General features: G+C 45.7%; 16 protein-coding genes. 13 read left to right on the top strand and 3 right to left on the bottom strand.

Going from position 1 to position 12553, the window contains the following annotated elements:
- Positions 1 to 9: 9 nt before the first annotated feature.
- Genes AOC19_RS06370 through AOC19_RS06340 form a run of 7 tightly spaced genes read left to right on the top strand, consistent with a single transcriptional unit; the run spans position 10 to position 5422 of the window.
- Positions 10 to 741 carry a succinate dehydrogenase/fumarate reductase iron-sulfur subunit gene (locus tag AOC19_RS06370; RefSeq protein WP_215374983.1) on the top strand — a complete coding sequence of 244 codons (732 nt, stop codon included), beginning with the start codon at positions 10 to 12 and terminating at the stop codon, positions 739 to 741.
- Complete coding sequence (locus AOC19_RS06365; RefSeq protein ID WP_215374980.1) at positions 738 to 1088, top strand: succinate dehydrogenase; 351 nt, start codon at positions 738 to 740, stop codon at positions 1086 to 1088. Before AOC19_RS06370 ends, AOC19_RS06365 begins: the two co-directional genes overlap by 4 nt.
- Positions 1085 to 1444 (top strand): succinate dehydrogenase, cytochrome b556 subunit, encoded by a 360-nt coding sequence (sdhC, locus tag AOC19_RS06360; RefSeq protein WP_215374977.1) that lies wholly within the window; start codon positions 1085 to 1087, stop codon positions 1442 to 1444. The genes AOC19_RS06365 and sdhC overlap by 4 nt, the downstream gene beginning before the upstream one ends.
- Positions 1445 to 1468: 24 nt before the next feature.
- Entirely contained in the window at positions 1469 to 2332 is an 864-nt protein-coding gene (locus tag AOC19_RS06355; RefSeq protein WP_435367665.1) for a fumarate hydratase, read from the top strand.
- A gap of 8 nt (positions 2333 to 2340) precedes the next feature.
- Positions 2341 to 2952, top strand: coding sequence for a fumarate hydratase C-terminal domain-containing protein (locus tag AOC19_RS06350; RefSeq protein WP_215374971.1), 612 nt, complete (start codon positions 2341 to 2343; stop codon positions 2950 to 2952).
- The gene (locus AOC19_RS06345) at positions 2949 to 4667 is read left to right on the top strand and encodes an L-aspartate oxidase (RefSeq protein ID WP_215374968.1); all 1719 of its coding nucleotides are present in this window, start codon (positions 2949 to 2951) and stop codon (positions 4665 to 4667) included. Before AOC19_RS06350 ends, AOC19_RS06345 begins: the two co-directional genes overlap by 4 nt.
- Positions 4667 to 5422 (top strand): sulfite exporter TauE/SafE family protein, encoded by a 756-nt coding sequence (locus tag AOC19_RS06340; RefSeq protein ID WP_215378185.1) that lies wholly within the window; start codon positions 4667 to 4669, stop codon positions 5420 to 5422. Before AOC19_RS06345 ends, AOC19_RS06340 begins: the two co-directional genes overlap by 1 nt.
- 67 nt (positions 5423 to 5489) lie before the next feature.
- Here AOC19_RS06340 and AOC19_RS06335 read toward each other — a convergent pair whose 3' ends face one another.
- Positions 5490 to 6476: a Bug family tripartite tricarboxylate transporter substrate binding protein gene (locus tag AOC19_RS06335; protein ID WP_215374965.1), complete on the bottom strand. Its 987-nt coding sequence runs from the start codon at positions 6474 to 6476 to the stop codon at positions 5490 to 5492.
- Between the two features lie 302 nt (positions 6477 to 6778).
- On the opposite strand from AOC19_RS06335, the gene AOC19_RS06330 reads away from it, so the two are divergent.
- Genes AOC19_RS06330 through AOC19_RS06310 form a run of 5 tightly spaced genes read left to right on the top strand, consistent with a single transcriptional unit; the run spans position 6779 to position 11046 of the window.
- Positions 6779 to 7789, top strand: coding sequence for an Ldh family oxidoreductase (locus AOC19_RS06330; RefSeq protein WP_215374962.1), 1011 nt, complete (start codon positions 6779 to 6781; stop codon positions 7787 to 7789).
- A gap of 33 nt (positions 7790 to 7822) precedes the next feature.
- Positions 7823 to 8104 carry an SAF domain-containing protein gene (locus AOC19_RS06325; protein WP_015421504.1) on the top strand — a complete coding sequence of 94 codons (282 nt, stop codon included), beginning with the start codon at positions 7823 to 7825 and terminating at the stop codon, positions 8102 to 8104.
- A 42-nt stretch (positions 8105 to 8146) separates the two neighbouring features.
- Positions 8147 to 9319, top strand: a complete 1173-nt coding sequence (locus tag AOC19_RS06320; protein ID WP_215374959.1) for a UxaA family hydrolase — start codon at positions 8147 to 8149, stop codon at positions 9317 to 9319.
- Positions 9320 to 9328: 9 nt separating this feature from the next.
- The gene (locus AOC19_RS06315; RefSeq protein WP_215374956.1) at positions 9329 to 10048 is read left to right on the top strand and encodes a GntR family transcriptional regulator; all 720 of its coding nucleotides are present in this window, start codon (positions 9329 to 9331) and stop codon (positions 10046 to 10048) included.
- A gap of 5 nt (positions 10049 to 10053) precedes the next feature.
- A complete protein-coding gene (locus tag AOC19_RS06310) occupies positions 10054 to 11046 on the top strand; it encodes a YeiH family protein (RefSeq protein WP_215374953.1) in 993 nt (330 codons plus the stop codon).
- 5 nt (positions 11047 to 11051) lie between these two features.
- Here AOC19_RS06310 and AOC19_RS06305 read toward each other — a convergent pair whose 3' ends face one another.
- Together AOC19_RS06305 and AOC19_RS06300 are read right to left on the bottom strand one after the other, a co-directional pair.
- Positions 11052 to 11216: a hypothetical protein gene (locus AOC19_RS06305; RefSeq protein WP_215378300.1), complete on the bottom strand. Its 165-nt coding sequence runs from the start codon at positions 11214 to 11216 to the stop codon at positions 11052 to 11054.
- Between the two features lie 108 nt (positions 11217 to 11324).
- Positions 11325 to 12101, bottom strand: a complete 777-nt coding sequence (locus AOC19_RS06300; protein ID WP_215374950.1) for a ferredoxin--NADP reductase — start codon at positions 12099 to 12101, stop codon at positions 11325 to 11327.
- 149 nt (positions 12102 to 12250) lie between these two features.
- Here AOC19_RS06300 and AOC19_RS06295 point away from each other — a divergent pair, with 149 nt between their 5' ends.
- Complete coding sequence (locus AOC19_RS06295) at positions 12251 to 12523, top strand: hypothetical protein (RefSeq protein WP_215374947.1); 273 nt, start codon at positions 12251 to 12253, stop codon at positions 12521 to 12523.
- Positions 12524 to 12553: the final 30 nt, after the last annotated feature.

Raw genomic sequence — 12553 nt, 5'->3', positions numbered from 1 at the left:
AATCAGGCCATGTCCAATGTAGATCTCAAAGTCAAAGTCTGGCGCGGTGCTCAAGAAGGTGAGTTTGTTGAGTATTTGGTGCCTCGAAATCCAAATCAAACGGTGCTGGATGTTGTTACCTATATTCAGCGCAAGCTCGATCCAACCCTAAGTTATCGCTTCGCTTGTCGAGTTGGTATGTGTGGTTCTTGCGCTATGACAGTGAATGGCGTTGCTCGCTGGACATGTCGCACGCACGTTTCTCAGATTGTGGAGGGTGACTCACTTGAGATCGCACCCTTAAATAATCTTCCTGTCATTAAAGATCTTGCAACAGATATGCGAGAGTTCTTTAACAAGTGGAAAGGTGCTGTCGGTTTCTTCAAGGGCGATAAAACACGTCATGATAATTTTGCGAAAGTAGAGCCAGAATCGATTGAGCGCCAGTTGGCTAATGCTGGCATCGAATGTATTGGTTGTGGAGTTTGCTATTCCTCTTGTGAGGTTGTTGAAAAGCGCCCCAACTATCTTGGCCCTGCAGCCCTGAATCGTGCTTGGACACTAACAAACGATGTGCGTGATGTGCAGCAATTGGATCGCCTGCGTGCTGTTGCTGGTGATGAAGGTTGTCATGCATGTCATACGCAGGGATCTTGTACTGAGCGCTGTCCCAAGAAGCTGGAACCTACAGCCAGCATTGCTGGTCTTAAGAAACTAGTAGCCAGGGCTGCAGTGCGTGGCAGCAAGTGGGGTAAGTTATGAGCCAAGGAGTATTGCAGGCGAAACTTTGGTATGCCCAAAGAATTAGTGCAATGGTTTTGGGCCTGTGCGTGGCAATTCATCTCATGATTATTTTCTACGCAATTCGAGGCGGCTTAACCGCTGAAGAGATCTTGGGGCGCACCCAAGGCAATATCGCCTTTGCTATTTTTTATGAGATTTTTGTCTTGGCCTGTTTTGTGCATGCACCTATTGGATTGGCTAATATTCTCGAAGAAACATGTTGCAAGGGATTTGTTTCCAAGGCGCTATCTTGGATCCTAGGGGCTCTCATTATTATTCTCGGAACTACAGCGGTGATTGGCCTCTATACCGGAGGTACTCCATGAGATCTAGGCCAACACTCGATTTACGCGCAAAAAGTCATCTCTCTTATTTTGCCTTCGCATGCCATCGTTTCTCTGGCTTGTTATTAGCTTGTTTTATTCCTTTGCATTTCTTAATGCTTTCTCAGTCATTACGTGGAGCTAGTGGCTTTGAGCGCTATTTAGGTCTAACTGATTTTTGGATATTCAAATTTGGTGAATGGGCTCTCGTTATTTTGCTAGCCATTCATTTGGTCGGTGGCATTCGACTGCTCATGATTGAGTTTGGTCCGTGGCGCGGCCTTCGTAAGGCTTGGACGCAAGCAGCCATCTTATTCGGCATAGCTTGTGGCCTTCTATTTTTGTATTTAGCAAACTGATTGGGTAATGCGATGCAGTTACAAATGAAAGCAGTTGAAGAGGCTTGTAAGGAGCTCTATATCCGTGCTTTAAAAGTTCTGCCAGATGATGTGAAGGCTGGTATTGAGCGTTTAAATCAAGGTGAGTCCGATGCGCGTGCCCAGGTTGTCTTAAAAACGATGATCACCAATATTTCAGTAGCTGAGCGCGAGGATAACCTTCTCTGCCAAGATACTGGCTTACCTATTTACAAAGTCAAGATTGGCCGCAATGTTCAGCTTGATGGCATGGAGCTTAAGGCAGCTATTCGCAAAGGCTGTGAGCGTGCAACTACTGAATATCCACTACGCTCCTCAGTTGTCCATCCTATTACACGTAAAAATAATCACACTTCCTGCGGCATTGATATGCCTGCAATCAGTATTGATTTTTGTGACGATGACCAAATGCTTGAGATTGAGATGGTTCCCAAAGGAAGTGGCTCGGAAAATAATTCCTTTTTAAAGATGGCCATTCCTGCTGATGGAATTAATGGTGTTAAAGCCTTTGTTATAGAGAGCGTTGTATCTGCTGGAGGCAAGACCTGCCCCCCAACCATTGTGGGGGTTGGTATTGGCGGCACATCTGAACAATGTGTTGCGATGGCTAAGCGAGCTGCCACAAGAGCATTGGGTAGTGTATGCAGCGATGAAGAGGGTGCTAAATTGGAGCAGGAGTTGACTGCCGCTGTGAACAAGCTGGGCATTGGTCCCCAAGGTTTAGGTGGTGATGGTACGGCATTTGCTGTTCATGTAGAACTTGCTCACACGCATATCACCTTAAATCCTGTCGCAGTGAATATGCAGTGCCATTCTGCTCGCAGGGCGCGAGCAACTTTCACGCCTGACGGTGTGACTTACGGATTCTAGGAATAAAGATGGCCCACTACAACCTTCCAACTCCTGTTAGCGAAGCTGACATTCGTAAGCTTCGCATTAATGACACGGTGACTTTGCAAAACACCTTGTTTGGTATTCGGGATGCTACGCAGATCCACTTATTTGATAAGGGCAGAAAAACCCGATTTGATCTTAATGGGCACGCGGTCATTCATACGGCTCCGAATGTGCGCAAGGTCCCTGTCAGTGAGGGGTTCCCGGCAGGATATCAGCCGATTTGTATTGGTACTACTACATCAGATCGTATGGAGCGTTTTACACATCCCTTGATGACTCAAAATGGCGTACGAATGATTGTGGGTAAGGGTGGCATGCGCGAAGGATCTGCTGCAGCCTTCCAGGAAATTGGTGGTGTGTATCTTGCAATCATTGGCGGTACGGCAGCACTAGAAACAACCTGGATCGAGCAGATTGAAGATGTTGATATGGACGATCTCAATCCAGAGTCACTTTGGCGTTTTAAGATTAAAGACTTTGGCCCTCTATTAGTCGCTATGGATAGTCATGGCGGCAGTATTTATCAAGAGGTAAAAAGCGATGTTGCTCGAAATAAAGAGGCTGTATTAAAGAGTCTAGGAATTCCGTCATGAGCATTACCACTCTTGAAACCGACATCCTGATCTTAGGCTCTGGTGGAGCAGGGCTTTTTGCAGCACTGCACGCCCACCAAACCAATCCAGATCTTCACATCACCATCGCTGTAAAAGGTCTGCTTGGTAAGTGTGGTTGTACCAGAATGGTTCAAGGCGGCTACAACGTCGCTTTGGCAGAGGGCGATTCAGTTGAGCGCCATTTTATGGATACGATTGAAGGTGGCAAATGGTTATCAGACCAAGAGCTAGCCTGGACACTGGTAAACAAAGCAGTTGAACGTATTCATGAGCTTGAAAATGAGCTTGGTTGTTTCTTTGATCGCAATCCAGACGGAACAGTGCATCAAAAGGCATTCGCTGGCCAAACCTTCGATCGCACAGTCCATAAAGGTGACTTGACTGGTATTGAAATTATTAGTCGCCTTGCTGAGCAAGTATGGGCCAGAGGAATCCATCGCCTTGAGGAGCATAGGGCGGTTGAGCTAATTCATAGTGCTGACGGTAAGTCCTTAGCTGGAGTGCTCATGCTGAATATGCAGACTGGTGAGTTCACGCTAGTAAGAGCTAAAGCAGTGCTTTTGGCTACTGGTGGCGGGCCCACAATGTACAAGTACCACACCCCCTCAGGTGACAAGAGTTGTGATGGCCTGGCTATGGCACTGCGCGCTGGACTCACTCTGCGTGACATGGAGATGGTGCAGTTTCATCCAACAGGCATGTTGGCAGGGCCTGGCACCAGGATGACCGGAACCGTTCTTGAGGAAGGTTTGCGCGGTGCAGGCGGATATTTACTCAATGGCAATCACGAGCGATTTATGGGTAACTATGATCCTCGCAATGAGCGTGCTACACGAGACATTGTTTCGCGCTCCATTAATTCTGAAATCAGGGCGGGTAGAGCAACACCGAATGGTGGTGTCTATATTCAGATGAGTCACCTTGGCCCAGATAATGTTCGTAAGCAATTCAAGGGCATGGTTGAGCGATGCGCCGATAGCGGCTTTGATTTAGCCGGAGATCTTGTGGAGGTTGTTCCAACTGCACACTACATGATGGGTGGTTTGATTTTTAAGGCAGATTGCAGTACTGAGTTGCCAGGTCTATTTGCAGCAGGCGAGGATACTGGTGGTGTACACGGTGCAAATCGTCTGGGTGGTAATGGCGTAGCTAACTCAACGGTATTCGGTGGTATTGCCGGTGAAGAAATGGCGAATTGGGTAACGTCCCGGAGTTTGCATGAATGCAATATGGATGAGGTTCATGCCAGCATTCAGGCGCATGAGGCTCCACTGGAGAAGCCGGCAGGAGATATTGAAGCGATCCGCGATGCCTTAGCAGAATGTATGTGGGATGATGTGGGCATTTCTAGAACGAGAGAAAGTTTATTGCGTGCCCGGGTGAAGCTCGATCAACTGGATCAGCAATTGCATCAAATGGGGGTCGGCGACATTCAGAGGGAATACAGCATTACCTGGCAAGATTGGATGAATTTAAGTAATCTCATCTTGGTAAGTAAGTCGGTAACAGAGGCTGCCCTCTCTAGAGAAAACTCGAGGGGCGCTCATTATCGCGATGATTTTCCTCAACCCGGCTCTTTGGAGGAGTCTTACTTCACTGCAGTTCAGTTGGGTAAAGATGGGCTTATGATTAAAAATAAACCAGTTCAATTTACGATGATTAAACCTGGTGAAACTATTTTGGTAGAGGCTTAATTATTTTTGAATTAATTGAACCAGCTTCATTTGCGTTAGCAGCAGTTATTGTTCTTTGCGCATTTTTTATCTTTGGAGTTTCCGGGTTCGGCTCATCAATAGTAGCCGTCCCCTTGCTGGTACAGATATACCCTCTCAAAGCTGTGGTTCCGATGATGGTCATCATCGATATGTGTGCAGCGCTGTATATCGGCAGAAAGTCATCTGGCGATGCGAATACCCAAGAATTAAAGTGGCTATTCCCTTGTAGCTTGGTCGGGATGGTCTTAGGTATCTTTTTATTGGTGAAGGCACCAGGTGAGCCTTTACTACTCGTTCTCGGTATTTTTGCAGCCATCAATGGCCTGCGCGTATTGGTGAAGAGAAATGTAGAAACTTTCGATCCCATTAGTAGATGGTGGGCAATACCTGCCGGCTTCTTTGGGGGTGTATTTACTGCTCTATTTGCTACTGGTGGCCCGCTGTACGTTTCCTACCTTGGTTTACGAATTGCCAATCCAAAGGTGCTGCGCGCAACTATGGCCTTCATTCTTTTTATGCTGACATTTTTGCGGCTCGCATTAATGTTGGTTACGGGGCTTATCTTAAGTTGGGAGGTGCTTGGCCTTGCGGTTTGCTTAATGCCAGTGACGTTCTTGGGAATTTGGGTGGGCTCCCATGTCCACACTAAGCTGAGCAATGCTTCTATGCGTATCGCCTATGGATCCATATTGGTATTTTCTGGTTCCATGTTATTGCTGAGGCAAATTACATAAAAATATTTTCCGAGAAAATAAAAAAAGCGAGGACGTATCCTCGCTTTTTACTTGCCGCTAGCAGTTCTTACTGAGCGCTAATATTGCGACCCTTAATAACCTTCTCCCATGAGGCTGACTCGGCCTTCACTTGAGCTTCAAAGTCTCTTTGATTATTGACAACGGCTGTTAAACCGTTAAGGTCCAAACTCTTTTTCATAGCTTCGGAACTCACCGCTTTTACAGTGGCATCATAGATTTTCTCGGTAATTGCTTTTGGTGTATTTGCTGGTGCCACTAAGCCAAACCAACCGGTGCTCTCAAATCCAGGGATGCCAGATTCAGCAACAGTTGGAATGTCTGGTAACTGTTTGACGCGTTTAGCACTAGTTACAGCCAATGGTTTAATTTGACCATTCTTAGCAAAGCCAGTTGCCGCGGTCAGGTTGCCCACCATGAAGTCAATTTGACCAGAGACTAAATCATTAATTGCGGCAGACTCACCTTTATATGGAACATGCGTTGCTGGAATGTTGGCGGCATAAGTCAAATTCTCACCCGCCATATGAACCTGGCTACCGATTCCAGCTGAGCCAAAGTTCAGGTCCTTGGTTTTTGCGTAGGCAATAAACTCACCGAAATTCTTAACAGGTAATTTTGTACTTACTGATAACAACATTGGACCACTTGCTACGTTGGTGATGTAAACAAAGTCTTTTGCATAATTAACAGGTAATTTTTTATACAAATTAGGATTCACAGTAAGCATGCTGCCTGATGCAAGCATGATGGTATAGCCGTCAGCAGGGGCTTGAGCCACAAATTCTGCCGCGATATTTCCACCGGCACCACCTTTGTTTTCAACAATAACGTTTTGCCCTAGATCCTTTGTTAGTTGTTGAGCTAAGAGTCGACCAAGAATGTCAGTGGTACCGCCGGCTGCAAATGGAATGATTAATTTAATTGGCTTTGTTGGCCAAGATTGTGCTGTCGCTAATTGGGGTAGTGCCAGGGTAAGTGCCCCAGCTATTAAAACTAAACGTCTACTCAACTTATATTTTTGAATCTTAAACATCGGTGACCTCCAGTGGAAATTTGATCTTTGTATCTTAGTTACTTAGTTATCAAAAAAACATACTCAACTGCGATTTAATAGTTATATGCTTATATGTCACTACTGTCTCCCCCGCCCATCCTGAAGCACCGCTTTGTATTCGTTGCGCCGCACAATGAATTGGTTCTTGCAAGATATCTAAATCATCTATATGATTCAGATATGTGCTCTATTTTGATCCCTAACAATCGACTAAGTCAAGCCCCTAAAACCCTGTGTTTTGAAGGGCGGACTTTGATTGCTCATGATTGCAGGATCTACGCATGAATCTCACCTACTCTGAAATACTGACTTTGGCAGATTCGGGTCTGAAGGCTGCTGGCTTAGACCCTAAGGCGGCCCATGAAACAGCTCAATTTTTGGCTTTAGCCGAGCTAGATGGTCTCGCATCGCATGGATTGGCTAGAGTGGCGCAATACGCCGGACATGCTAAAAATGGCCGTATTGAATTGGCGCCTAAGCTTAAGGTAAGACCATTTAAAACTTCAGCCGCTTTGGTTGATGCGCGCGATGGATTGGCCTTTCCAGCACTTCGCTTTGCTACAGACCTATCAGTAAATTTAGCCTCAAAAAATGGCCTTGGTTTGGTGGCAGTAACTAATAGCCATCATTTTGGTGTTGCGGGACATTACGTTGAGGCTGCAGCAAGGGCGGGATATATCTCTTTGTTGTTTGGAAATACTCCAGCCGCAATGCCCATGGTTGGCGGTGCAAGAGCGATGTTTGGGACCAATCCCTTGGCCGCAGCTTTTCCAATTGATGCTGCCGATCCGCTAGTGATTGATATGTCGCTTTCAGCAGTTGCCCGTGGAAAATTATTGGTGGCGGCAAAAAATGGCCAAAAAATCCCGGAGGGGTGGGCGTTGACCGCTGACGGTAAGCCAACCACCGATCCGCAGGAAGGTCTTCAGGGCTTAATGGTTCCCTTGGGTGGTGATAAGGGTGCTTTGCTTGCCTTGATCGTTGAATTACTAGTAGTTGGTCTCTCAGGCAGCAGATTTTCCTATGAGGCAGATTCCTTTTTTGACCCCAAAGGAAATCGCCCACGCATTGGTCAACTGATCTTAACTATTGATCCTGGTTTGGCAGGCCCCACTATTTTTGCCAATCGCATTCAAGACTTCTTGAGGGAATTAAGTGCAGATGCGGGAACCCGCCTACCTGGTCAGCGCCGTTTTCAACAGCGCGCTGCCGGTTTTAAAGGCGGGGTAACAGTTTCTGATGTTGTTGTAGAAGAAATTCAGGCTGGTATTCGCCAGTCATGGACTAAGTAGTTTTTTATAAATGAGATTATTGAGGAGATAGTAATGATCCACTTTGTCGTGCATGAGCCAGCAGATGGCGTAGGTGTAGTTGTGGTTGAGGGTGTAAAAGCTGGTACTGATTTGATTGGTTGGGTTATGGATGGTGATCTCACCTTAAATATCAAGTCTGAAAGTGATATTCCTATTGGTCACAAAATTTCATTGAACGATTTCAAGCCAGGCGACACTGTCATGAAATACGGCGTTGATATTGGCAAGGTAGTAGCTCCAATCAAAAAAGGCGAGCACCTTCACGTCCAAAACGTAAAAACTAAGCGCTGGTAATCCGGCACCTTATTTACCTATTCATTGAAAGAGATATAAAAAATGACTAATTTGAAAGACGCGACCTTTTTAGGTTATCGCCGTGAAAACGGCCGCATGGGTATTCGTAATCATGTATTGATTTTGCCTTTAGACGACCTGTCTAATGCAGCCTGTGAGGCAGTAGCAAACAATATCAAAGGAACCATGGCAATTCCTCACTCCTATGGTCGTTTACAGTTTGGAGCCGACTTGGATTTGCATTTCCGTACTTTGATTGGAACAGGTTGCAATCCAAACGTAGCCGCTGTAGTGGTCATTGGTATTGAGCCACAGTGGACAAAAATCATTGTTGATGGCATCAAGGCATCAGGCAAGCCAGTTGAGGGCTTCTGGATTGAGGGCAATGGCGATACAGCGACGATTGCCTCCGCCAGTAAAGCTGCTTACAGCATGATGAAGCATGCGTCTAAGCAAAAACGTGTTTCCGCTCCTCTCTCAGAGTTGTGGGTTTCCACCAAGTGCGGTGAGTCTGATACCACTTCTGGTTGCGGTGCAAACCCAACCGTAGGTGATGCCTTTGATAAGTTGTATGGAATTGGTTCTACCTTGGTATTCGGTGAAACTACCGAGTTAACTGGTGGCGAGCATTTAGTTGAAGCGCGTTGCCGTACTCCTGAGGTCAAGAAAAAATTCCGCGAGATGTTTGATCGCTACCAGGATGTGATTGAGCGTCATAAGACAAGTGACTTATCTGATTCTCAGCCAACAAAAGGCAATATTGCGGGCGGTTTGACAACCATCGAAGAGAAGGCCTTAGGCAATATCCAAAAAATTGGTAAGAAATGTATTGTGGATAGCGTGCTGGATAAGGGTGAAGAGCCAACCATTCCTGGGCTTCACTTTATGGACTCATCATCAGCAGCCGCTGAAATGGTGACTTTGTGCGCAGCAGCTGGTTTCACGGCTCACTTCTTCCCAACAGGGCAGGGTAACGTCATTGGTAATGCAATTCTTCCAGTAATTAAGATTTGCGCAAATCCAAAGACTGTTCGCACAATGGGTGAGCACATTGACGTTGACGTCTCTGGCTTATTGCGTCGCGAAGAGAATATGGACGATGCAGGCAACAAACTGTTGGAGTGCTTAAAGCGCACAGCCGATGGTGAATTGACTGCCTCAGAGATTCTTGGCCATCGTGAGTTCGTATTAACTCGTTTATACGAATCAGCTTAAGTCTCTAGCATGAGAAACCTGACCGCTTATCAAGAAGTCAAGCAGAAGATCACCGAGGATCTGGTCAGGGGTCGATATCCTATGGGGCAGGCTTTGCCTGCCGAAAAGGATTTATCGAAAGAGTTAGATGTATCAATAGGAACCCTGCGCAAGGCAGTGGATGAGTTAGTCGCGGAAGGTATCGTGGTCCGGCGCCAAGGCAGGGGCACCTATGTTGTTGAGCATGATCTCAAAAGACTGTTGTATTACTTTTTTCATGTCGTAAAGCATGACGTTGAAAAGAAGGTTTATCCCAAGGTTGAGCTAGTCTCATTAAATACAGCAGCTGCCAATAAAGAAGAGGCTGGCAAGCTGCAGATTAAAGAAGGCTCTCCAGTTTGGCGAATTACCAATCGGCTCTCATTGGAGGGCCAGTGCGTGATGATCGATCAGATCACGCTAGATAAAAAGCGGTTCAAAAATTTAACCCGCGCCGATTTTATTGAGCGCAAGGGAAGTATTTATCAGATGTATCAAATGGAATACGGCCAGACTGTTGTGCGAAGCAGTGAACGTTTGCGCGCTGGTCTTGCTGGTAAGCAACATGCAGAATGGCTTGGATTAAATCCGGATTCGCCTGTATTGGTGATCAGAAGGGTGGCGCTGGGTATTCAGGATGAACCCTTGGAGTGGCGTGTCTCCACTCTGAATACGAGCCAACATGAGTACTTTAGTGAGTTAGTGGCCTAGCCTAGATGTTCATTACTGCTCGCAAAAATATCCCAGGGCTGTTGGTTTGTCTTGTCATCGCCATGTCCACCAGCTTTCTCTCCGAGAATTATGGTGGACCCCAGCTTCTCTATGCCTTGTTAATAGGCTTATCACTTCATTTTTTATACCTCAATGAGACTGTTAAGCCAGGAATCGATTTCTGCGCAAAAACAGTATTGCGATTAGGCGTTGCGTTTCTGGGCATTCGTATTACGTTTGCAGATATTGGTGCAATTGGTTTGAATACCGGATTAATGGTGATGTTTGCGGTTGCAGCTACGGTAACGCTTGGATTTTTCCTTGCGAGACTATTAAAGCTCTCTCCCGACTTCGGTTTGATTGCAGGTGGATCTGTTGGTATATGTGGAGCCTCTGCTGCGTTAGCTGTTGCCTCTGTTCTTCCCAAAACAAAAGAGAATGAGCGATTTACATTGCTGGTAGTGGTGGGGGTAACAGTCCTTTCTACTATTGCCATGGTTGTTTATCCCTTTGCCTTGCAGTTATTGAATATCACTGCTTTGCCAGCGGGCATCTTCTTAGGGGCAACGATTCATGATGTAGCGCAGGTGGTTGCTGCAGGTATGTTGTTTGGGCCTGAGGCGGGTGACGTTGCAACCGTTGTGAAGCTTTTCCGTGTAGCTCTGCTGCTACCTGTTGTTTTGTTTATCTCCATTTTCTTTGGAGCTGAAAAATCATCTCAACGCTTAGGGTGGGGCAGCTTGCGCCTGATACCAACATTCTTATTGGGTTTTGTTGCCTTATCAGTTGTTGCATCCATGCAGATTTTGCCAAGTTCAGCAACACATTCTATTGGCGATATTTCTCGTTGGATGCTGGTAATTGCTATTGGTGCAGCCGGACTAAAAACCAATTTTCAAGAGTTGGCCAAATTGGGTTGGCAGCCAGTGGTGATGTTAGTTGTTGAAACTTTATTTATTGCGGCAATCGGCTTAATTTTCATTACCAGTTCTTGGTAATTTTTTTAAGCGTAAGAATCCTCAAACTCTTCCATCTTGATGGTGGTCATCAAGAATAAAATTCTACGCTGGAAGTTTTTTCGCTCAATCACATTCTCGTGTGGCAGTTGATCATGCTCACGCAAAAGCTGGGTAATGATCGGGTTGTAGTGTTCGCGTACTGGGGACATCTGCGTTCCTTGGTAAAAAATCTTGTTAGGAATAATTTACCAAGGGGTCTATATATTCACAAGGAACATATAGCTATGCCTAAATTACTTTTAGGTATATGACTCGGATTACTTTTCTACAAAAGCACGCTCGAACACATAATCACCTAATTGACCGAGGCTTGGAGACACCTTGAAGCCTTTAGCATCTAGCATCTCAGCAGTCTCTTTGAGCATAGATGGGCTGCCGCAGATCATGGCGCGATCTACTGCTGGGTCTAATGGAGGCAGACCAATATCTTTAAAGAGTTGCCCCGATTCAATTGCAGTAGTCAGGCGACCGGTGTGCTTAAAAGCCTCACGTGTCACCGTTGGGTAATAAATTAACTTCTCACGGATGATTTCGCCAATATATTCATCCTGAGTTAATTCATTTTTAATGTATTCGCCATAAGCCAATTCGCTCACCAAACGTACACCGTGTATGAGCACTACCTTTTCAAACTTTTCATAGGTATCGGGATCACGAATGATGCTCATAAATGGCGCCAATCCTGTACCAGTACTAAAAAGGTATAGATGCTTGCCTGGATTCAAGTCATCAATGACCAGTGTGCCAACGGACTTTTCGCTCACCAAAATCGGGTCGCCCACCTGAATCTTCTGAAGGCGGGAGGTAAGGGGGCCATCCTGAACTTTGATACTTAAAAACTCCAAGTGCTCTTCATAATTGGGGCTAGCAACGCTATAAGCTCTGACTAAAGGCTTACCTTCAACCTCTAGGCCAATCATCAAAAAATGGCCGCTACGAAAGCGCAGACCTTTATTTCTGGTGGTGGTAAAGCTAAAGAGGGTGTCGTTCCAGTGGTGAACGGTAAGAACGGTTTCGGTGTTGTAGGCTGCCATAAGTGCTTAATAGTGGATGCAAAACCTTAATTATCCTCATTCTGGGGATGGATCTATAGATAAAAAAGTATTTAGCTTATAAAAAGGGATTCTTTTACTTATGCCTGCTAGCCCCATATGATCCACTCATACCCAATTGAAAGAATCGTATGTCCACAAAGCCTAAAGTCCAAAAACCCTTATTTTTGACCATCACCCAGATATTTTTGGGTTTGGCTCTATTGAGCTTATCTACCCACCTAGCATTTGAAAGCGCCCTTTATCTAGAGGCGCTGAATCAGAGTGGCTTAAATCAATATCATGCCTTTGGCGTACTTGTTGCCCTCAGCTTTATTTCCGGCGTTTTCCTGATTGCACAACATGTTTTGAGTCAAGACGAGACCAGTATTGATGAGCACTTTAGTAAGGCTGTAACTTACTAAATCAAGATAGACTGTGATCTTATCTCCTTA

The organism is Polynucleobacter asymbioticus (assembly GCF_018687575.1).
Taxonomy (GTDB): domain Bacteria; phylum Pseudomonadota; class Gammaproteobacteria; order Burkholderiales; family Burkholderiaceae; genus Polynucleobacter; species Polynucleobacter asymbioticus_C.
This window is presented reverse-complemented; position numbering and strand designations above follow the sequence as displayed.

Excerpts from the sequence above, each read along its gene's own strand:
- AOC19_RS06370 (WP_215374983.1), top strand. The coding sequence starts at position 10 with ATGTCCAATGTAGATCTCAAAGTCAAAGTCTGGCGCGGTGCTCAAGAA.
- AOC19_RS06365 (WP_215374980.1), top strand. The coding sequence starts at position 738 with ATGAGCCAAGGAGTATTGCAGGCGAAACTTTGGTATGCCCAAAGAATT.
- sdhC (WP_215374977.1), top strand. The coding sequence starts at position 1,085 with ATGAGATCTAGGCCAACACTCGATTTACGCGCAAAAAGTCATCTCTCT.
- AOC19_RS06355 (WP_435367665.1), top strand. The coding sequence starts at position 1,469 with ATGAAAGCAGTTGAAGAGGCTTGTAAGGAGCTCTATATCCGTGCTTTA.
- AOC19_RS06350 (WP_215374971.1), top strand. The coding sequence starts at position 2,341 with ATGGCCCACTACAACCTTCCAACTCCTGTTAGCGAAGCTGACATTCGT.
- AOC19_RS06345 (WP_215374968.1), top strand. The coding sequence starts at position 2,949 with ATGAGCATTACCACTCTTGAAACCGACATCCTGATCTTAGGCTCTGGT.
- AOC19_RS06335 (WP_215374965.1), bottom strand. The coding sequence starts at position 6,476 with ATGTTTAAGATTCAAAAATATAAGTTGAGTAGACGTTTAGTTTTAATA.
- AOC19_RS06330 (WP_215374962.1), top strand. The coding sequence starts at position 6,779 with ATGAATCTCACCTACTCTGAAATACTGACTTTGGCAGATTCGGGTCTG.
- AOC19_RS06325 (WP_015421504.1), top strand. The coding sequence starts at position 7,823 with ATGATCCACTTTGTCGTGCATGAGCCAGCAGATGGCGTAGGTGTAGTT.
- AOC19_RS06320 (WP_215374959.1), top strand. The coding sequence starts at position 8,147 with ATGACTAATTTGAAAGACGCGACCTTTTTAGGTTATCGCCGTGAAAAC.
- AOC19_RS06315 (WP_215374956.1), top strand. The coding sequence starts at position 9,329 with ATGAGAAACCTGACCGCTTATCAAGAAGTCAAGCAGAAGATCACCGAG.
- AOC19_RS06310 (WP_215374953.1), top strand. The coding sequence starts at position 10,054 with ATGTTCATTACTGCTCGCAAAAATATCCCAGGGCTGTTGGTTTGTCTT.
- AOC19_RS06305 (WP_215378300.1), bottom strand. The coding sequence starts at position 11,216 with ATGTCCCCAGTACGCGAACACTACAACCCGATCATTACCCAGCTTTTG.
- AOC19_RS06300 (WP_215374950.1), bottom strand. The coding sequence starts at position 12,101 with ATGGCAGCCTACAACACCGAAACCGTTCTTACCGTTCACCACTGGAAC.
- AOC19_RS06295 (WP_215374947.1), top strand. The coding sequence starts at position 12,251 with ATGTCCACAAAGCCTAAAGTCCAAAAACCCTTATTTTTGACCATCACC.